The sequence below is a fragment of the Mesorhizobium sp. WSM4830 genome (genome assembly GCF_055811495.1).
Map to the genome: position 1 here is coordinate 110,185 of NZ_JBVVQI010000001.1, position 18,940 is coordinate 129,124.

Consider the following 18,940-nt stretch of genomic DNA (forward strand, 5'->3'; position numbering starts at 1 on the left):
GACGGCGGACGGACACGCACGTCGATCAGCGATCCAGCCGGTCGCGCAGCATGCTCCAGGGGAGGACCATGTTTGGTGCATGCCGTATCAGGCTGTGGAACGGGATCGGCGACGGCGGCGCAAACGGCAGCGGCAAATCCTGAGGCTTTGTTCGATCAACCCAATCTGCAAGCACCTTGCCCATGGCGGTGGTCATGGCAATGCCGCGACCGTTGCACGCGAAGCCCGCAATCAAGCCGGGGCCGAGATCGACGAGGTGGGGCAGGAAGTCGGGCTCGACGGCAGCCATCCCCGACCAGCTATATTCAAGCGGCGGGATTTCCGGGAGATCGAGATGCTTGGCGAGCCGTCGCCAGATCGCCCGCGGCACCCGCGTGTCGGCACCGGGGCCAAAAACATGCATGCCGCCGGTGATCAGCCTGTTTCCGCTGTCGAAGCGGAAGGTGAAAAGATTGCGCCTGGTGTCGCCGACGCCTTGCCCGCCCGGAAGCAACCGGGTGCGTGTTTCGCGCGGCAGCGGCGCCGTCGCGATCTGGAAGATTTTCAGCGGGAAATAGGTTCGCTGCAGCGCGCGATCCAGCGCGCCGCCATAGGCGTTGGTGGCGACCAGCACTTTTTCGGCACGCACCGAACCGGCGGCCGTCTTCAGAGCCCAGCCACCCCCTGTCCGGTCGATCGATTTAACCCGTGTATATTCGAAGATGCGGGCGCCGGCCTTTTCCGCCGAGTCGGCCAGCCCGCGCGCATATTCGACCGGATTGAGGACACCGCCCGACCTGTCCATCCAGCCGCCGAGATAGCCGCGAACACCGGTCAGCTCCTCGGCCGCCTGACTATCCAGCGCAATAGCCGGCCTTCCGCGTCGTGCCCATTGTTCGGCGCGCGATCTAGTTTTTTCCAAAGCGGCCGGCGAATGGGCGGGTTGTATCCAGCCGCTCTGGACTGCATCGCATTCGATGGCATGCCGCTTGATCAGGTCGAAGACGAGGTCGGCGCCGCCGGCGGCGAAATCGACAAGGCGTTCGCCGCGTTCGGGCCCAAGCTGGGCAATGATATCGTCGGGGTCTCTTTTCGCGAAATTCGGCACGACAAAGCCGGCGTTCCTGCCGGTCGCGCCCCAGGCGATGGTTTCCGCCTCGAGGACGGCGACCGCGACGCCTTTCTCGGCGGTGTGCAGCCCGGTGGAAAGGCCCAAGAATCCGCCGCCGACAATCGCCAGATCGACATCGAGTGCACCTTCGAGAGCCGGCCGGTCGCGGCGGTTGCGGCCGACCGCGTGCCATAGCGAAAGGCCGCGTGGCACGGCAATGCTGCTCATGACCTTGCAGCGCTCTCGTCTGGTGTCACTTTCGTGCTCTTGCCAAACCTCACACGCCGCGGCCTGTCGCCGAACAGGCCGTTCGGCCTGACCAGCAGGATGACGCACAGCATCACGCCGATCGCCACGATCTGCAGCGAGGCGGCGCGGGCCTGTTGTTCGGGCGAGAACAACACACTCGTCAAGGCTCCCGATCCGGCCCATATCGCCCAGACCAGGATGCTGCCGATGACGGCGCCGATGTTGCTGCCCGAGCCGCCGACGATCAGCATCACCCAGACCTGGAAAGTCAGCGCCGGCAAATAATTGTCCGGAGCGATGAAGCCGGTGAAATGCGCCTGCAGCGCACCGGCAAGCGCCATGATGGCGCCGCCGACGGCAAAGGCCTGGACGCGGTAGAACCGCGCGCTTTTGCCTAGGGATATCGCGGCCCGCTCATCCTCGCGAAGCGCCCTCAATACACGCCCCCACGGGCTGCGCGACAGATGCTCCAGCGCGAGATAGACGATCAGCGTCATCACCGAGACGATCGCAAGGTTCGAAAGGTTGAACAGCAACGGCGTTTCGGCAAGACCGCCGAACGGACGCGGAATGAAGCCGATGCCGAACGGGCCGCCGGTCAGCTTCTGGGCATTGAGCGCTACCAGTTGCACGACGACGGCGACGCCGAAAGTAGTGATCGCCAGATAGTCCGATCTCAGGCGCAGCGTGGCGATGCCGGTGATGGCGGCGGCGACACCGCCAACCAGCATGGCGCCGAGCCAGCCGACAAGGATCGGCAGACCGAAGCCGCCCAGTCGCGCGGCATCGTCGGGCGTGGTCAGCAGCGCCGAGGTGTAGGCACCGATGGCAACGAAGCCGGCGACCCCGACATTGAAAAGCCCGGTCAGCCCCCATTGCAGGTTGAGCCCGAGCGTGACGAGCGAAAAGATCAGCGCGGTGGTCAGGAAGAAGGCGCCGTAGCCGAGCAGATCCATCAGCGTTCCCTCACTCCGAAAAGGCCGATGGGCCGCATGAACAGCACGGCCATCAGGATGATGAACGAGACGGCCGCCCGCCATTCGGCGCCGATCAATTGCACGGCACCCGCTTCGGCCATGCCGATGATCAAACCGCCGAGAACGGCGCCGGGCACGCTGCCGATGCCGCCGAGGATGGCGGCCGCGAAGATCGGCAGCAGCATCTCGAAACCCATGAACGGGCGGATCTGGATGAGAATGCCGATCATGACGCCGGCGACGCAGGCCAGCGCGCCGCCGATGATCCAGGTGACGCGCACCACCCTGGCGACGTCGATGCCGACGATGCGGGCAAGTGCCGCGTTCTGGCTTAATGCCTGCATCGAGCGGCCGATCTGGGTCCGCGTCATCAGGAGATGCACGCCAAGCACCAGAATGGCGGTCAGCAGCAGCAGCGCGATCTGGTCCGGGGTGATGCGAATGCCGAAGCCTATCGGCATGGCGATCTGGATGGCCCGGCTGAAATAGGTCGGCCGCGAGGTGAAGATGAATTCGAGCAGGCTTCTCAGCGCCATCGAGGCGCCGAAGCTCGCCATCACCACGATGATCGCCTGGCCCTTGGCCCGTAGCCGCGCGAACAGCACCATGTCGAGCGCCAGCGCCAGTAGGCCGGTGGCCGCCATGCCGATGATGAGCGCCGCGATTAGCGGCCAACCGAAGGAGAGGGGCGCGATCGGCGCGATCTTGCCGAACATCGCGCCGATGGCGCTAACCACGGCCAGCGTCGCATAGGCGCCCCAGGCCATGAAGTCGCCATGGGCGAAGTTCGAGAACCGCAGGATCGAATAGGTGAGTGTCACGCCGATGGCGCCGAGGCCGATCATCGACCCTGCCAGCAGTCCGTCGACGACAAATTGCAGGTTCATGCCGCGCCTCCTTTCCCTAGCTCACGGCGGCGCTGGCCAAGGTAGAGCTCGGCGACGACCGGGTCGTTCCAGAGCTCGGAGGCGACGCCCTGGTGCCGGTCCTTGCCCTCGACCAGCACATAGGCGCGGTCGCCGATGGCAAGCGCTGCCTTGGCGTTCTGCTCGACCAGCAGGATGGTGACGCCGGACTTTCGGATGCCGGCCAGCATCTCGAACACCATCGATACGAATTTCGGCGACAGGCCGGCCGACGGCTCGTCGAGCACCAGCACCTTGGGATGGACGATTAACGCCCGCGCGACGGCCAGCATCTGCCGCTGTCCGCCCGAGAGATTGCCCGCCGCCGTTCTGCGCTGACGGGCGAGATCGGGAAAGGCCGCATACATTTCCTCGATGCGGGCGGGGACCTCGCGCGGCCTCAGGATGCCGCAGGCGACCCTTAGATTGTCCTCGACCGACATCAGCGGGAAGATGTTCTCTGTTTGTGGCACGAAGGCAAGGCCAAGGCGGACCATGGTGTGGGCGGGCGACGCCGTGATATCCTTGCCGTCCAGCAGCACCGTGCCGCCGGTGATCGGGACAAGGCCGGCGATTGCCTTGATAAGGCTCGACTTGCCGGCGCCGTTGGGACCGAGAACGACGACGATCTCGCCCTGGTCGACGGTGATCGAAGCGCCGCGCACGATCGGAACGCCAGGCTCGTAGCCGGCTTCGAGATCGCGGACATCGAGTACCCTTTGGCTCATGCCGCGCCTCCGAGATAGGCCTCGATGACGCGTGGGTCGCGCGCCACCTCCTCCGGGGTGCCTTCGCACAGAAGCTGGCCGCTCGCCATGACCAGCACGCGGTGGCAAAGCCGCGCCACCATGTCGATATTGTGCTCTATCAGCAGGAAGGTGATGCCGCGCGCATTGATGTCGCGGATGCGGTCGATAATGATCTCGAGCAGGGTTGCGTTGACCCCGGCCGCCGGTTCGTCGAGCAGGATGATCGCCGGATCGGCCATCATCACTCGGGCCAGCTCGAGCAGCTTGCGCTGGCCGCCTGACAGCACGCGCGCCGGCTCGTGTGCGAGGTGAGCGATGGTGACGAGTTCGAGTAGTTCGATGGCTCTTGTCTCGGCAGCCCTTTCTTCGGCAGCGACCCGCCGAGGGGTCAGGAAATTGGCGAGCAGTTTTTCTCCGGCCTGCCCTTGCGCGGCAAGCATGACGTTTTCGATCAGCGTCAGCTTAGGCAAGGGCCGGGGGATCTGGAACGTGCGGCCAAGGCCGCGGCCGATGCGGCGATGGGCAGCTTCCCCCGACACCGATACGCCGTTGAGAAGGATTTCGCCGCTGGTCGGCAGAATGCTGCCGGCCAGGAGGTCGAACATCGTGGTCTTGCCGGCGCCGTTCGGGCCGATGAGGCCAAGTATTTCGCCCGGCCGGACGTCGAACGAGACATTGTTGACCGCGACCAGGCCGCCGAAGCGTCTGACGACGTTCCTGGCCGTGAGGACCGGCGCGCGGATCTCCTCCTGCCGTTCCGTCGTGTCGCTCATCAATCCCTCTGGCCGAAAAGCGATCTTCGTCGCCTATGATTTGATTTGTGATCACACTTGCTTTGATCACGCTATTCGGCTTTAATTTCTTCCGCAAGCCTAAAACGGCCACGACCGGGATTGCCCATGCAGAAGGCCGCCATCGAAAAGAACAATGAGGTGATCGCGGCCCAGCTTACGCCGGTCGGCCGCGAGACCGTGCAGGATCGCGTCTATTCGGAGCTGCGCCGCGCCTTGATCGGCGGCCTTTTCGAGCCGAGCCAGGTTCTGACGATCCGCGGCCTCGCCGACGCGCTGGTCACCAGCACCATGCCGGTGCGCGAGGCGCTCGGACGGCTGATCACCGAGAAGGCTCTGGAGGCGCTTCCCAACCGCTCGGTGCGTGTGCCGCCGATCACGCTGGAGCGCATCGACGACCTCTTGCGGGCTCGCTCCCTGATCGAGGGTGAAGCGATCGCCCTGGCCGCCACGCGCATGAACGCGCGCCAGATTGCTTCGGTCGAAGCCATGCTCGGCGAGTGGGACGAGATGCGGGCGCTGAAGCACAAGAAGGATATCGACCGCGAGGCCACGCTCAACCAGAGCTTCCACTTCGAAATCTACCGCTGCTGTGGTTCCGCCGTGCTGATCCCGATGATCGAGAGCCTGTGGCTGCAGTCGGGGCCATGCATCCGCGTCGCCATCTACGCTTTTTCAGACGCTGGGGAAGTGGATACGGCCCATTACCACCGCAGCATCGTCGCAGCGCTTTCCAGGCAGGATGCAAAAGCGGCGCGCGAGGCGCTGGTGGCCGACATCAGCCGGCCTTTCGCTTTCCTGCGCGACAAACTTCAGTCCACAAGCAAGGAAGGATTGAGGGCATGACGGCGCCTGGCATCAGCATCACCGAGCCGCGCTCACAGCTTTCCGTGACCGCGCTGCTGTTGCCTGAAAAGGCGCCTGACAACGCCGCCTTCCTGCTGGCCTATCTCGAGCAGCCGCGCGTCGTTGCCGGCATCCATGCGATGTGGACGGGGCCGGAAATCTCCTGCCCGGTTCCAGCAGCCGAACTTGAGGGCCAAACCTATGCCCGGCCCTTGCCGGCGGAGAACGCAACGCTGACGCCGCAGCCGGGCGACATCGTGTTGTCCTACGTGCCGCCGCGTATGTGGGGTGGCAACCCGAATGCCATCTTCGATATCGGCTTGTTTTATGGACAGGGTGCGCGTCTGCTGTTCCCGATCGGCTGGCTTGCCGGGAGCGTCGTCGCGCAGGTGGTGGTTGAGGAGCGCGATAAATTCGCAGCCGCTTGCGGCGTGATCCGCCGCAACGGCGCCTGCGACATCACCTTCACCCGGGTGGAGATCTGAATGGCTGAGACCGACGACAGTTTCGAACTCTTCGACCTTCGCGTTGAGGCGGTTATCCCCGAGGACAAGCCGATCTATTGCGGCGCCAAGCCCGGTGACTATTTCGAGTTGAAGGGCGAGATGCTGTCGATGCCGGCGGGGCAAGGTTTCTCGATCTATTCCATCGCGGCCGTGTTGCCGCTGCTGGCCGCAAAGCAGCGCCCGACCCACAGGAACGACTGGATGACATCGGACGCCGAGATCGCCTGTCCGGATCCCAATTGCGCCAGCCGGCTGCGGATCATCAGGACCGGCAAGCGGCGGTTCAGCCATGCCGAAACGACGGCGGTGCCGCTGCCGAAGGAGAATGACCGGAGATGACCGCCAAGGCTTTCGAGCTCAGCCCCGGCTATACGATCTCGCGGGTCATTCGCGGCGGCTGGCAGCTTGCCGGCGGGCACGGCGCGATCGACCGCCAACAGGCGGTGACCGACCTGATCGCCACCTTCGACGCCGGCATCAGGACCTATGATTGCGCCGATATCTATACCGGTGTCGAAGAGCTGATCGGCGCGGCGCGCCTGCGCCTTGCCAATGAGCGTGGCCTCGACGCTGCCACCAAGATGAAGGTGCACACCAAGCTGGTGCCTGACCTCGAGCGGCTTTCCACGATCAGCCGCGACTACATCAGCAGCATCGTCGACCAGTCGCTGCGGCGGTTGAAGACTGAGCGCCTCGATCTTGTGCAGTTCCATTGGTGGGACTATTCGGTGCCCCGCTATGTCGATGCGATGGGCTGGCTCGACGAAATCCGCAGGGAAGGCAAGGTGCGCAACATCGGCACCACGAACTTCGATACGCCGCGGCTGGCCGAGATCCTGGCCGCAGGTGTGCCGCTGGTCAGCCAGCAATTGCAATACTCGGTGCTCGACCAGCGGCCGGCCAACAGCCTTGCAGCACTCGCCAGCCGGCATGGCGTCAGTTTCCTCTGCTACGGTTCGGTGGCGGGCGGCTTCCTCAGCGAAAAATGGCTTGGCGTTACCGAGCCGCAGACGCCGCTCGAAAACCGGTCGCTGGTGAAATACAAGCTGATCATCGACGACTTCGGCGGTTGGGAGCTTTTCCAAGAGTTGCTTCGCACACTGAAGGCCGTCGCCGACCGCCACGGCGTCGATATCGCCACCATCGCCAGCGCCTGGGTGCTGGAGCAGCCGCAAGTGGCGGCCGTCATCGTCGGCGCCCGCAACCAGGCGCACGCCCTTGCCAATGCCAGAATCATGGACATCGCGCTCGATGTCGACGACCGGGCGAGGATTGCTGCCGTGATCGCGCAAAGCTGTGGGCCGCTGGGCGACGTCTACACATTGGAACGCGACCGTCACGGCCGCCACGGCTCGATCATGCATTATAATTTGAATGCAGGCAGGAAATGAACGCGGCCATGGACGAAAAGCCCTCCTTGCTTTCCCGCGCCAGCGCCGAGGTGGTCGATCTCCACCGCTTCTTCGTCGACTGGTTCAATGCGGCGAGTGCGGACAATGCAGATTTCAGGCGCTTCGAGCGCGTCATGGGCGAAGGCTTCTGCATGGTTGCGCCGGATGGCCAGGTCCTCGATCGCGACGCGGTGCTCGACCATGTCAGGGCAAGCCGCGCCAGCTGCGACGGCGATTTCAGTATCTCGATCGAGGATATCCGGGCCGGCTGGCAACAAGGCGACATGATCGTCGTCTGTTACATCGAAGCACAGCAGCGCGCCGGCAAGCACAGCCGCCGCCGCTCGAGTGCGGTCTTCACCACCAGTTCATCGGCGCCCAACGGCGTCGAATGGCGACATCTGCATGAAACCTGGCTGCAGATGCCGGAAGACTGAACAGGCTCAAGGCGTCAATGAGAGTCATGTAACGAAAGGGGAACAACAATGAAAAAGACCATACTTCAGATCACCAGTGCGCTGGCTCTGGTGACAGCGGCCGGTGCAGCGCAGGCCGCCGATTGCAAGATCACAGTCGGCCTCGTCATGGAACTGACCGGTCCCGCCGGCGAATACGGCCAGGCCGGCGCCAAATCGGTCGAAATGGCCTTCCGCGATATCAACGATGCGGGCGGTGTGCGCGGCTGCGATCTAGCGACCGACACCCGCGACAGCCAGAGCCAGGGCAACATCGCGGTCGATGCCGCGACACAACTCGTGCAGGTCAAGAAGGTGCCGGTCATCATCGGCGGCATCATTTCCTCGGTGTCGATCCCGATCCTGACCTCGGTCACCGCTCCGGCCAAGATCGTCCAGGTGTCGCCTGCTTCCTCGTCGCCGACACTGACGGCGCTTGGGCGCGACGGCAAGACCAACGGCATCTTCTTCCGCACCATCACATCTGATGCGCTGCAAGGCGTCGCCGCCGCCAAATACGCTATCGACAAGGGTTTCAAGAAGCTGTCGGTCATCCACGTCAACAACGATTTCGGCGTCAACATGGTGGCGGAATTCTCACGCGCCTATAAGGCGCTCGGCGGCACCATCGTCTCCGACACGCCCTACAATGAAAAGCAGTCGAGCTATGCCTCGGAAGTGACCGCGGCGATGGCCGGCGAGCCCGACGGGCTTTATCTCGTCAGCACACCTGTCGACGGCGCAACCATCGCCCGCACCTGGATTTCGCAGGGCGGCGTCCAGAAGTTCCTGCTCAATGACGGCATGAACAGCCCGGACTTCATCGAATCCATTGGCGCAGATTACCTGAAGGATGCGTACGGCACTTCATCCGGCACCAGCCCGACCGCATCGACCGAGTATTTCACAAAGAACTACAAGGAATTTTCGGGCATCGAACCGTCCAATCCCGCAGCCGACCGATCCTATGATGCCGGCGCCATTGTCGGCTTGGCAATCGCCATTGCCGGCTCCGAGGATCCAGCCAAAATCAAGGACGCGATGTACAAGGCGGTCGATCCGGCCGGTACGCCGATCTATGCCGGCAAGGACGAGTTCGCCAAGGCGCTCGGCCTGATCAAGGAGGGCAAGCCGATCCGCTACGAAGGCGTCATCGGTCCGGTCGCCTTCGATAAGTATGGTGACATCACTGGCCCGTTCCGGCTCTGGAAGATCGTCGACGGCAAGGTGACGACCGACGGCGAAATGACGACGGATGACGTCAACGCCTTGCAGGCGAAGCTTCAGTAGACTGCCTATGTCTTGTCCGGCATCGATCCCCTTCCATTGAGGTCGATGCCGGACAGTTGCATGTCCTGCCGGTTAGCCCGGCCCGGAAACGACCACCGCACCAGCGGCCGGTATGATCCAGGGGCAGGCATAGTAATCGGTGATGCGATTTATGATCCTGCCAGCGGCTTCGATCCGAACGGGATGGGCCGGCTTCCAACCGTCTTCGCCATGGTGGAGCACGAGCAGCACTGCCTCGCCATCGATCTCGCCAATCGCCATTTTCCAGGCCGTCGAGGCTCTTTCGTATTCGACGAAGTAAGGTGATTCCGACAGCCTGCCCTTGAAACAATCCGCGACTTGCAATTGGGCATCCGCGCTGGTCAGTGCCCGTACCCCGTCCCAGTCGCGGCGGTTGAACAGTTCGACATAGCGCCTGAGCAATTCCAGAAGTTCCGGATCGCTTTGGCGCTCCGAACGCACGATCGGCTCGCCCGACAAGGCAGCCAATTTCGAGCGGCCACGGCTCAACGCAGCCTTGACGCCACCCACGGTCGAGCCGACGAGATCGGCAGTCTCTTCCAGCGAATAGTCGAAGACATCCTTGAGCAGGACGCAGGCGCGCTCCTTGGGCGGCAGGTGAATCACCAGCCGTTCGATCGCGCGATCGGCACCCTGGCCCGCCGGCTCGACCAGCAAGATGATCTCATCCTCGGCGAAATTGGCCTCAGCCTGCTGGCGCACCTGCCGGCTTCGCAGGAAATCGATGCAGCGATTATGCGCGATGCGAAACAGCCAGGGGCGAAGGGCGCTCGCATCGTCCAGCGTCTCGATCTTCCGATAGGCCTCGAACAGCGCCTCTTGCATGACATCTTCGGCGTCGAGCGCCGAACCGGTCATGCGTGCGCAGTAGCGGTGCAGCCGGCCACGCAAAATGCGCGACCGTCTCCAGGAAGCCGGCGTAGCGGACGTCGAAAAGCCCTGTCGGGTCAAGTCTTGGCTGCATCTTTATGATACACGATCACAGCGGGACATAGGTCAGCGTAATGACGCCGTTCTTGAAGCGGTGCGTATCTATAAGCTCCAGCTTGACCAGGGACGGCTCGACATCCTGGAAAGCGCGTTTGCCATGGCCCACACGGGTCGGCACGATCGAGGGTTGATACTCGTCGACAAGCCTGTTGGCGAGCAGCGCCTGGTCGAGATTGCTCACTCCATACTTCAATATGTTGCCGCCGTTTTGCTGCTTGATCCCAGCGATCTCGGCAGCGACGTCGCCTTCGATCAGCGACGCGTTCCAGCTCACTTCCTTGAGGCTGCGCGACGCGACGAGCTTCTTCAGCCCGTTCATGCGGTCCATGTACTTGCTGCCTTTGACCTGCGGCCAGCGCGCCGAAAACATTTCATAGGTGACGCGGCCGAGCAGGAAAAAATCCGCCTCGCCGGCCTTTTCATAGGAGTGCTCCTTCATCTCCTCATCGAAGAAGGGTGACGCCCACTCCATTGGTGCCTCGATGACGCCGTCCAGCGAAATGAAGCTGCCCACTATCAATTTTCTCATCGCGTGTCTCCGGTTGCGCAACAGACATCCCGTCGGACCCAAGGAACCGGCGAAAACGAAACCGGCCCGATCCACAGGATGCAGTGCCTAAGACGTTCCCGGTTCGACTTTGGATACGCGTGAGGATCGTTTGAGTTAATAGACAGGCTTGGCCATGTGCCGGGGCGTCGGCCACTCCGTCGTAATCCCCGGCTGCACCGGCCGCTCGAGATAGGTCGAGAGCACGACGTAGCTTCGCGTCGAGGTGACGCCGGGTGTTTCGTAGAGGCGCGACAGCAGGCCTTCGAGTGCTCGCGTGTCCTCGGTGCGGACCTTGATCAGCATGCATGTGTCGCCGGCCACCGAATGGATCTCCTCGACTTCGGGGTGTTCGGAAATTGCCATCAGCTCCGGCGTCTTTCCCCATCCCTTCGTGTCGATATGGACGAAGGCAAGCAGCGGCTTGTGCACCGCCTTGGGATCGATGATGACCGCGGTGTTGCGGATGGCGCCGCTGCGCCGGAGGCGCTTGACGCGTTCATGGGCTGCCGGCGGTGAAAGGCCGACGCGGTCGCCGAGCTCGGCATAGCTGATCGTGGCGTCGTCGACCAGAACGCCTAATATTTTTCGGTCGGTTGCATCGATATCGCGGGCGGCAGGCCTGTTCTGCGGAATGCCATCTGTTTCTTCATCCATATTAAAATTCCCGATTGATGCAGAATTTAATACGGCCATTATTGCCATATGTCGAACACTGATCAAGTCGCCACATTCGCAGCGGCCCCCAAGCCGCCAATCCCGGCACTAGCTTACCTGCTGACCGGGTGCATTGCCGTGATCGGCTCGAACTCGCTGGTGCTCGGTCCGATCGCACCGGCTGTGGCCGCATCGTTCGGCACAAGCGTGCCGGCGGTTATGATCGCGTCCGCCGCGTTCGGGCTCGGTACGTCGGCAAGCGCCTTGTTCCTGGCGCGCTACATCGACCGGCTCGGCGCCCGCCGCATGCTGCAAGCGGCGTTGCTGCTGCTGGCAATTGCGCTCGTCGCCAGCGCCGCTGCGCCGACCGTGCCGGCGCTGATCGCGGCCCAGCTTCTCGCCGGCATCGCTGCAGGTGTCGCCATGCCGGCAATCTACGCCAGCTCCGCCGCGATTGCGCCGCCCGGTCGTGAAAGCGGCACCATAGGCGTCGTGCTGACCGGCTGGACGCTAAGCATGGTCGCCGGCGTTTCGCTGTCGGCCGTACTTGCCGACCTGATGCACTGGCGCGCCGTTTTCGCGGCGGTCGCGGTGCTGGCAGCACTCGCCTTGGCCAGCCTGTCGCTGACGTCGTTGAGCGATGTCAGGAAGTGCGGTCCGGCGCCGACGCCGCTGGGCGCCTTGAGCGTTCCCGGCATCGTGCCGCTTCTGGTTGCCTGCGCCGCCTTCATGACCTCGTTCTACGGCGTCTACGGCTATCTTGGCGATCACCTTCACAATGGCTTGGGGCGGCCGGTCAGTGCCAATGGGCTTGCCGCGCTCGCCTATGGCGCCGGCTTTGGTGCGGCGGCACTTCTTGACGGCGTTATCGACCGCCTGGGCCCGCGGCGTGTCATGCCGTTCGCCTATCTGCTCGTCGCGGCCGTCTATGTCGCGATTGCTGCGGCAGGTGGCAGCTTCGGCCTGACCATAGCGATGATAGCCGTCTGGGGCCTTGCCAATCATTTCGGGCTGAACGTCCTGGTGATGCGCCTCTCGGCGCTCGATCCTGCGCGCCGCGGCACGATCATGGGTCTGAACAGCGCGGTCACCTATCTCGCGGTGTTCGTCGGCACCACGGCGTTCGGACCGCTTTATTCCACATTCGGTTTTGCGGCATCCGCGATGGTTGCAGCCTTGCTCATGCTGATCGCTGCTGCGGCAGCGGCGTGGCGTTCACCGAAGCTATAGCGCAGCCAGGCTTGCGTGTCGGTCCGGTCCTTCGATAGATGCTTGATGGATGGACAATACAACGCTTGAGACAACCGCCAATCCCCTGCCGCAGGAACTCGCTTTTCTCGGGGAGCGGCTTGCGGCGTTCAACGACAGTGATGTCGGCGCCTCCTGCAGGAAGGCATTGGCCGTGTTCGTGCGCGATGAGCACGGCGGTATTGTCGCCGGTATCTCGGGATATACCGCCTGGGGCTGGCTGTATGTGCAATGGCTCTGGGTCGATGAAAAACTGCGCGGCCAGCGCATGGCCGGCCGGATGCTCGAGGCGGCCGAGAGGGAGGCGATCGCGCGCGGCTGTCACGGCGCCTGGATCGACACGTTCAATCCCAAGGCTGCCAAGGCCTATGAGCGCCAGGGCTATCTGCCCTTCGGCGTGCTTGCCGATTTTCCCGTCGGCCGCAGCCGTATCTTCCTGCAGAAGAGATTGTTGGCTTGACTAGCCGGCAAGGCGTCCACCGCGCATCGGCCGGGGCACGCCGGTCGTGCTGGGGAAGCTGATCGGCAAGCCCCTAAGCACCCGCACTGCCAGGAAGGCAAAGCACTCCGCCTCCACCGCATCGCCCTTCCAGTCCATCGCCTCGGCCGGAACCGCTTCGACGCCGGCGCGGCTGGCAAGCATGGCCACCATCGTCGGGTTGTGGCGACCGCCGCCGCTGACCACCAGCCGCTTCGGCCGGTGTGGCAGAAGATCGAGCGCCTTGCCGACGGCGGCCGCGGTGAAGGCCGTCAGCAGGGCTGCGCCATCCGCGGCGTTCATTCCGCCCGCCATCGAGGCGCCGAAATCGAAACGGTCCAGCGATTTCGGGTAGGGTTTGGTCAAATACGGATGCTGCAGGAGCTTGGCCAGCCGTGCCTCGTCGACCGTGCCGGCGCGGGCAAGGGCGCCGTCGCGGTCCATTTCGCCGAGCCCCTTCGACTTGATGAAGTCGTTCAGCGGTGCGTTGGCCGGCCCGGTGTCGAAGGCGATGACATTGTCCTTGCCGTCCCACCAGGTGATATTGGCGACGCCGCCGAGATTGAGCACCGCCGTGTCGCCGCTGGCGTCGGCTTCGCGCAGCAGCGCGGCGTGATAGGCGGCCGAGAGCGGCGCACCTTGTCCGCCGGCGCGCATGTCGGCCGAGCGGAAGTCATAGGCAACTTTGGTGCCCAGGATTGCGTGCATCAGCTCGCCGTCGCCGAGCTGGCGGGTCTGGCCCAGTCGGCCCACTTGCGGGGCACGGTGCAGCACGGTCTGGCCGTGGAAGCCGACGACGCCGATGTCGGCCATGGTCAGGCCGTGGCTTTCGACAAGATCCTTGACCGCCGCGGACTGGGCGCGCGTCAGCGCCTCCTCTGCTTCGTGGAAGATTGCCGGTTCCGGCCCGGTGAAGTTCCACCTCCTTGCCTGCCTAAGCGTCTCTTCCAGCAAGGTCCGGATCGACTGCGGGTAGGGGGCCAGCGTGTAGGTGCCGAAATCCGCGATCCGCTCGCCGTCGGTCTTGATCAGCGCGACGTCGATATTGCCGTCCAGCACGGTGCCAGTCATCAGTCCGACGGCCCAGATTGGTTCGCCATTTTTCGGATTCATGATTGTCAGGCTCCATTGACGAGATCGCCGACCGCTTGCCGTAGCGCTGCGATCCCGCTGTTGAAATGACGTGTCGGATGGATCCGGTTGGTGAGCAAGGTCCAGGCTCTGCCTTTGTCAAAGTCGACCCACAGCCCGACACCGGTAAAGCCGGTATGCCCGATGGTTTCGGGGCTGCACAGCCGGCCGCCGGACCAGCCTTCGTAGGGCAGCTCCCAGCCATGGGTGCGGGTTGCCGACAAGGGCGTGCGCATCAGCGCTATCGAACTCGCGGATGCGCCGCTCCCGTCCAGCAGCCCTTGCACAAAGTCGAGGACCGAAGCCGCCGTTCCGAACAGGCCGGCGTGACCGGCACCTTGCAATGCCGAGCAATTGTCGTCGTGGACTTCGCCTGACAGCACGCGATGGCGCCATGTGCAGTCTTCTGTGGCCGCCGCTCCATCCGGTTCGGTGGAGAACGCGAAGCCCGGACCGGGATCCATGTCGCGAATGGTCTTGCCGGACAGGCGCTCCAGGGCGAAGCCGAGCAGGATGAAGTTGATATCGGAATAGACCGGCTCCCCGACTTGCCATTCGCGCTGCAGGACAAAGGCGCGCAACAGCTCGGGATCGCGGCCATAGGTGTAGATTGGAGCAACGGCGGGAAACGGCGTCTGATGGCCGAGGCACTGGCGAAACGTCACCTTCCGCTCCCAGGCTTTTTCGTCATATTGTCGAAGGTCGGGCAGGACCGAAATCAGTGGCGCGTCGAGGTCGATGACACCTTCTTCCGCCAGTGCCAGGATACGCGGCGTGGTGAAGATGACTTTGGTCAGGGATGCCAGATCGAACCAGGTCTCGGCATGCATCGGCCGCACCGTCGGCACGCGCTGGGCTGAGCCGATTGCCCGGACGATGCGTTGACCGTCCCGGTCGACTATGCCGAGCACGCCGCCCGGAATGCGCGACGCAGCCACGGCCGCTTCGAGCGGGGCGAATGCGCGGTCGAAGAGATCATGGTCGATCAATTGCGGCCTCCGTCTGAACGGCAGCGAGGAGGCTGTCGGCCTGACTCTGCATGCTTTCGGGTGATAATCATCACAAGTCCACCCGCGCTCTATGATCCGGCCCGAATTGCTGCCAATTGGCTGGGCCTGGCTCAAATCCCGGCGGACGCACGAGCGAGGGGACCTGGCGCGTGTCGAGCTCGAAACGTTCATGCCGCCGGTCTATGGAGGGAACGGCCGCGATAAGCTGTTTGGTATAGGAGTGCTTCGGCTCCGAGAGCACCGATCTGGCATCGCCGATCTCGACGATCTGGCCGGCATAGATGACCGCAATGCGATGGGCGATCCGCTCGACGACAGCCATGTCATGCGAGATGAACAGATAGGCCAGCCCGAATTCACGCTGCAGCTCGATCAAAAGCTCCAGCACCCTGGCCTGCACCGACACATCGAGCGCCGAAACCGCTTCGTCGAGGACGACAACCGAAGGATTGAGCATCAGCGCGCGAGCGATGCACAAGCGTTGCCGCTGGCCGCCGGAGAATTCGTGCGGATAGCGCTGCAGGCTGTTCTCCGGAAGGCCGACGCGTTTCAACAGCGCGGCCATTTTCGCCCTGGTTTCAGCAGTTATCCGTCCGCCGGTGGCGATCACCGGCTCTGCGAGGATGCTTTCGATGGTGAGTCTGGGATTGAGCGAGCCATAGGGATTCTGGAACACCATCTGCACGGGAAGCGCGCTCTGCCCGGCGGCGGCCTTGCGCGTGCTGGCCGAGATTGTGCCGCGCGTCGAGCGCACCAGCCCCAGAATCGCGCGGGCGGTGGTGGACTTTCCGGAACCGCTCTCGCCGACGACCGCCAATGTCTCGCCCGGCATCAGCTCGAAATCCACACCGTCCACCGCATGGATGGCACCGCTGGTACGACTGAGAAAACCACCCTTGACCGGAAATCGCACTACGAGGCCATCGACCTTCAGCGCCGGCTCGGCAGCTTTTTGCTTTTCACGTTGCGCGTCCCTGCGTGTCGCACCGCCGCCGGCGAAATGCGGCACCGCATGTAGCAGATGCCGCGTATAAGGATGCCGCGGGTCGTCCAATATCTGGTTCAGCCCGCCCTGCTCGACAGCTTCTCCGCTTTGCATCACCATGATCTTGTCGGCGATGCCCGCAACCAGACCGATGTCGTGGGTGATGAAGATCATCGACATCCCGGTTTCCTGCTTCAACTCGGCGAGCAGCGCCATGATCTGCGCCTGCACTGTAACATCCAGCGCCGTCGTTGGCTCGTCGGCAATGAGCAGGCGCGGGTTGCAGGCAAGCGCCATGGCGATCATCACCCGCTGCAGCATGCCGCCCGAAAGCTGGTTGGGCGTGTATTTCAGCCGCCGTGCAGCGTCGGGAATACGCACGCGGTCGAGCGCGTCCTTGGCCGCCGCCGTCGCTTGCCGACCGGTCAGGCCGCGATGCAGGCGAAACGATTCCTCGATCTGCCTGCCGATGGTCAGCACCGGATTGAGCGAGCTCATCGGCTCCTGGAAGATCATGCCGATTTCGCCGCCGCGGATCTTCGTCAGTTGCGGCTCGGCCGCGGCGGTCAGGTCGAAGATGCTGTTGTCGGCCCGCCTCAGCTTGATCGAACCCGCGGTGATGCGGCCGCCGCCATAATCGACAAGGCGATTGATCGACAGCGCGGTGACCGACTTGCCCGAGCCGCTTTCGCCGACGATGGCCAGCGTTTCGCCGTCGGCGAGATCGAAGCTGACACCGCGCACGACCTCATTGGCTTGCGGGTTGCGACCGAAGCCGACGCGCAATCCGCTGACGGACAGCAGGGGGATCATGCGATCGATCTCCGCATCTTCGGGTCGAGGACATCGCGCAACGCATCACCGAGCAGGTTGAAACCGAGGATGCTGATCATGATCGCCACGCCCGGGAAGATCATCAGCCAGGGAGCTGTCTCCATCAGATTGCGGCTGTCGCTCAGCATCAGGCCGAGCGAGGCGGCCGGCGGCTGCGTGCCGAGCCCGAGGAAGCTTAAGCCGGCTTCGGTCAGCAGTGCCCAGGCCAACGCCAGCGTCACCTGAACCGTCAGTGGCGCCACCAGATTGAGCAGCAGATGCCGTGTGACGATATAGCCCGCACTGCTGCCGAACGTGCGGGCCGCGTCGACGAACTCGCGCGCCCTGAGCGATAGAGCCGGACCTCGCACGACGCGCGTGAATATCGGCGTGTAGACGATGGCGATGGCAATGACGCTGGTCGAGGTTCCCGGTCCCGCAACCGCGACGATCAGCAGCGCCAGCAGGATCGCCGGGAACGCCAGCAGAACGTCCATGATGCGCATCACCAGGCCGTCCCAGCGGCGCCCGAACCAGGCTGCCGCCAGCCCGAGCACGATGCCGGCCAGTGTCGCGACGGCGACCGAAAAGAAGGCCACGATGAAGGACTGGCCGATCCCGGTCATCAGCCGGCTTGCGACATCGCGGCCGAATAGATCCGTGCCCATCCAGTACGTGCTGTCAGGCGCATGCAGCCGCTCGACCCGGTGCTGCGTCAGCGGGTTGTCCGGCGTCAGCCCCAGCATGCCAAGTATGGCAAGCAGCAGATAAAGCGCAACGATGGCACCGCCGATGCGGCCGCTGGTGTGCGCAAGTATAGCCCGCAATGTCGCCATCAGTGCTCGCTTAGCCGAATACGCGGATCGAGCGCGACATAGGCGAGGTCGACTAGGAGATTGACGATCATGAAGTTGAAGGCGATGAACAGTACGCTTCCCTGCACCAGCGCATAGTCGCGCTGCAGGATGGCGTCCAGCACCATCCGGCCGAGACCGGGCAGCGCAAAGATCTGCTCGACGATGACTGCCCCGCCCAGGAGATAGCCGAACTCTATGCCGCTCAACGTCACGACCGGGATGAGCGCGTTGGGCAAAGCATGCCGCCAGATGACGCCGCGCGCCGAAACGCCCTTGCTGCGCGCCGTCCTGACATAGTCGTCGCTGAGCACATCGAGCATCGCCGAACGCGATATGCGGGTCACCGAAGCCGCGAAGGCAAAACCGAGCGTCACGGCGGGCAGTAACAACTGGCCTAGATTGCGCAGCGGATCCCGCCACAGCGGCGAAAACTCGCCCATCGCCGGCAAAACGCCAAACCCCGCCGACAGCGTGTAGATGATCAGCAGGGCAAGGACGAAGTTCGGCGTCGACTGCCCGATCATTGCGGCAACGCGCACGCCGAGGTCGGACAGCTTTTCATTATGGGTGGCGGCAAAAATCCCGGCCGGCATGCCGACAACCAGGGCGATGACCATCGACAGCAGGGCGAGCTCCAATGTTAGCGGGAAACGCTCGAGGACGACGTCGAGCACCGGCCTGCCATAGGTGGACGAAATGCCGAGATTACCTTGGAAAAGACCAAGCAGCCAGCGCCAGTACTGGATGAACCAGGGCTGGTCGATGCCGAAATAAGCTGCAAGCGCATCGCGCTGCTGCGGCGTCAGCAGGCCGGCTTCGGTCCCCAGCATTGCCGTGATCGAATCGCCCGGAACCATCCGGATCGCCAGGAACACCACGATGGACACGCCAAGCAGGACGAGAGGGAAGGTCGCCAGTCGCCGCATCAGATAGTTCACGCGAAGAACATCCTCT

General features: G+C 63.6%; 21 protein-coding genes. 8 read left to right on the forward strand and 13 right to left on the reverse strand.

Features of this window, described 5'->3' with window-relative positions; translation table 11 throughout:
- Positions 1-25: 25 nt before the first annotated feature.
- From AC0L2Y_RS00660 to AC0L2Y_RS00680, 5 genes are read right to left on the reverse strand one after another with little or no spacing between them, the layout of a single operon-like run.
- A complete protein-coding gene (locus AC0L2Y_RS00660; protein ID WP_473553001.1) occupies positions 26-1,318 on the reverse strand; it encodes an NAD(P)/FAD-dependent oxidoreductase in 1,293 nt (430 codons plus the stop codon).
- Positions 1,315-2,298: a branched-chain amino acid ABC transporter permease gene (locus tag AC0L2Y_RS00665; protein ID WP_352564867.1), complete on the reverse strand. Its 984-nt coding sequence runs from the start codon at positions 2,296-2,298 to the stop codon at positions 1,315-1,317. Before AC0L2Y_RS00665 ends, AC0L2Y_RS00660 begins: the two co-directional genes overlap by 4 nt.
- Entirely contained in the window at positions 2,295-3,203 is a 909-nt protein-coding gene (locus AC0L2Y_RS00670; RefSeq protein ID WP_473553003.1) for a branched-chain amino acid ABC transporter permease, read from the reverse strand. Before AC0L2Y_RS00670 ends, AC0L2Y_RS00665 begins: the two co-directional genes overlap by 4 nt.
- On the reverse strand, positions 3,200-3,949 hold the full coding sequence (locus AC0L2Y_RS00675; RefSeq protein ID WP_473553006.1) for an ABC transporter ATP-binding protein: 750 nt from the start codon (positions 3,947-3,949) through the stop codon (positions 3,200-3,202). Before AC0L2Y_RS00675 ends, AC0L2Y_RS00670 begins: the two co-directional genes overlap by 4 nt.
- Positions 3,946-4,743, reverse strand: a complete 798-nt coding sequence (locus AC0L2Y_RS00680; RefSeq protein ID WP_473553007.1) for an ABC transporter ATP-binding protein — start codon at positions 4,741-4,743, stop codon at positions 3,946-3,948. Before AC0L2Y_RS00680 ends, AC0L2Y_RS00675 begins: the two co-directional genes overlap by 4 nt.
- A gap of 126 nt (positions 4,744-4,869) precedes the next feature.
- Here AC0L2Y_RS00680 and AC0L2Y_RS00685 point away from each other — a divergent pair, with 126 nt between their 5' ends.
- From AC0L2Y_RS00685 to AC0L2Y_RS00710, 6 genes are read left to right on the forward strand one after another with little or no spacing between them, the layout of a single operon-like run.
- The gene (locus tag AC0L2Y_RS00685) at positions 4,870-5,607 is read left to right on the forward strand and encodes a GntR family transcriptional regulator (RefSeq protein ID WP_473553011.1); all 738 of its coding nucleotides are present in this window, start codon (positions 4,870-4,872) and stop codon (positions 5,605-5,607) included.
- The gene (locus AC0L2Y_RS00690) at positions 5,604-6,092 is read left to right on the forward strand and encodes a DUF3830 family protein (protein ID WP_473553013.1); all 489 of its coding nucleotides are present in this window, start codon (positions 5,604-5,606) and stop codon (positions 6,090-6,092) included. The genes AC0L2Y_RS00685 and AC0L2Y_RS00690 overlap by 4 nt, the downstream gene beginning before the upstream one ends.
- The gene (locus tag AC0L2Y_RS00695; RefSeq protein WP_473553015.1) at positions 6,093-6,452 is read left to right on the forward strand and encodes a TIGR04076 family protein; all 360 of its coding nucleotides are present in this window, start codon (positions 6,093-6,095) and stop codon (positions 6,450-6,452) included.
- Entirely contained in the window at positions 6,449-7,504 is a 1,056-nt protein-coding gene (locus AC0L2Y_RS00700; protein WP_473553017.1) for an aldo/keto reductase, read from the forward strand. Before AC0L2Y_RS00695 ends, AC0L2Y_RS00700 begins: the two co-directional genes overlap by 4 nt.
- 8 nt (positions 7,505-7,512) lie before the next feature.
- Entirely contained in the window at positions 7,513-7,941 is a 429-nt protein-coding gene (locus tag AC0L2Y_RS00705; protein WP_473553019.1) for a DUF4440 domain-containing protein, read from the forward strand.
- Positions 7,942-7,989: 48 nt separating this feature from the next.
- Entirely contained in the window at positions 7,990-9,249 is a 1,260-nt protein-coding gene (locus AC0L2Y_RS00710) for an ABC transporter substrate-binding protein (RefSeq protein WP_473553022.1), read from the forward strand.
- Positions 9,250-9,321: 72 nt separating this feature from the next.
- On the opposite strand, the gene AC0L2Y_RS00715 is transcribed toward AC0L2Y_RS00710, so the two are convergent.
- The 3 genes from AC0L2Y_RS00715 to AC0L2Y_RS00725 all read right to left on the reverse strand — a co-directional run bounded on the left by AC0L2Y_RS00715 (position 9,322) and on the right by AC0L2Y_RS00725 (position 11,464).
- Positions 9,322-10,128: a sigma-70 family RNA polymerase sigma factor gene (locus tag AC0L2Y_RS00715; protein WP_473553025.1), complete on the reverse strand. Its 807-nt coding sequence runs from the start codon at positions 10,126-10,128 to the stop codon at positions 9,322-9,324.
- A 121-nt stretch (positions 10,129-10,249) separates the two neighbouring features.
- Entirely contained in the window at positions 10,250-10,789 is a 540-nt protein-coding gene (locus AC0L2Y_RS00720) for a dihydrofolate reductase family protein (RefSeq protein ID WP_473553027.1), read from the reverse strand.
- A 135-nt stretch (positions 10,790-10,924) separates the two neighbouring features.
- Positions 10,925-11,464: an Lrp/AsnC family transcriptional regulator gene (locus AC0L2Y_RS00725; protein ID WP_473553030.1), complete on the reverse strand. Its 540-nt coding sequence runs from the start codon at positions 11,462-11,464 to the stop codon at positions 10,925-10,927.
- Positions 11,465-11,512: 48 nt separating this feature from the next.
- On the opposite strand from AC0L2Y_RS00725, the gene AC0L2Y_RS00730 reads away from it, so the two are divergent.
- Both AC0L2Y_RS00730 and AC0L2Y_RS00735 read left to right on the forward strand, forming a co-directional pair.
- Positions 11,513-12,694, forward strand: a complete 1,182-nt coding sequence (locus AC0L2Y_RS00730) for an MFS transporter (RefSeq protein WP_473553032.1) — start codon at positions 11,513-11,515, stop codon at positions 12,692-12,694.
- A gap of 49 nt (positions 12,695-12,743) precedes the next feature.
- Complete coding sequence (locus AC0L2Y_RS00735) at positions 12,744-13,172, forward strand: GNAT family N-acetyltransferase (RefSeq protein WP_473553035.1); 429 nt, start codon at positions 12,744-12,746, stop codon at positions 13,170-13,172.
- Here the strand turns inward: AC0L2Y_RS00735 and AC0L2Y_RS00740 are convergent, their stop codons facing one another.
- The 5 genes from AC0L2Y_RS00740 to AC0L2Y_RS00760 all read right to left on the reverse strand — a co-directional run bounded on the left by AC0L2Y_RS00740 (position 13,173) and on the right by AC0L2Y_RS00760 (position 18,924).
- Positions 13,173-14,303: an anhydro-N-acetylmuramic acid kinase gene (locus AC0L2Y_RS00740; RefSeq protein ID WP_473553038.1), complete on the reverse strand. Its 1,131-nt coding sequence runs from the start codon at positions 14,301-14,303 to the stop codon at positions 13,173-13,175.
- 5 nt (positions 14,304-14,308) lie between these two features.
- Positions 14,309-15,310, reverse strand: a complete 1,002-nt coding sequence (locus AC0L2Y_RS00745; RefSeq protein WP_473553040.1) for a serine hydrolase domain-containing protein — start codon at positions 15,308-15,310, stop codon at positions 14,309-14,311.
- Positions 15,311-15,380: 70 nt separating this feature from the next.
- Positions 15,381-17,129, reverse strand: coding sequence for an ABC transporter ATP-binding protein (locus AC0L2Y_RS00750; RefSeq protein WP_473553043.1), 1,749 nt, complete (start codon positions 17,127-17,129; stop codon positions 15,381-15,383).
- A complete protein-coding gene (locus AC0L2Y_RS00755; protein WP_473553045.1) occupies positions 17,126-17,965 on the reverse strand; it encodes an ABC transporter permease in 840 nt (279 codons plus the stop codon). The genes AC0L2Y_RS00750 and AC0L2Y_RS00755 overlap by 4 nt, the downstream gene beginning before the upstream one ends.
- The gene (locus AC0L2Y_RS00760) at positions 17,965-18,924 is read right to left on the reverse strand and encodes an ABC transporter permease (RefSeq protein ID WP_473553048.1); all 960 of its coding nucleotides are present in this window, start codon (positions 18,922-18,924) and stop codon (positions 17,965-17,967) included. Before AC0L2Y_RS00760 ends, AC0L2Y_RS00755 begins: the two co-directional genes overlap by 1 nt.
- Positions 18,925-18,940: the final 16 nt, after the last annotated feature.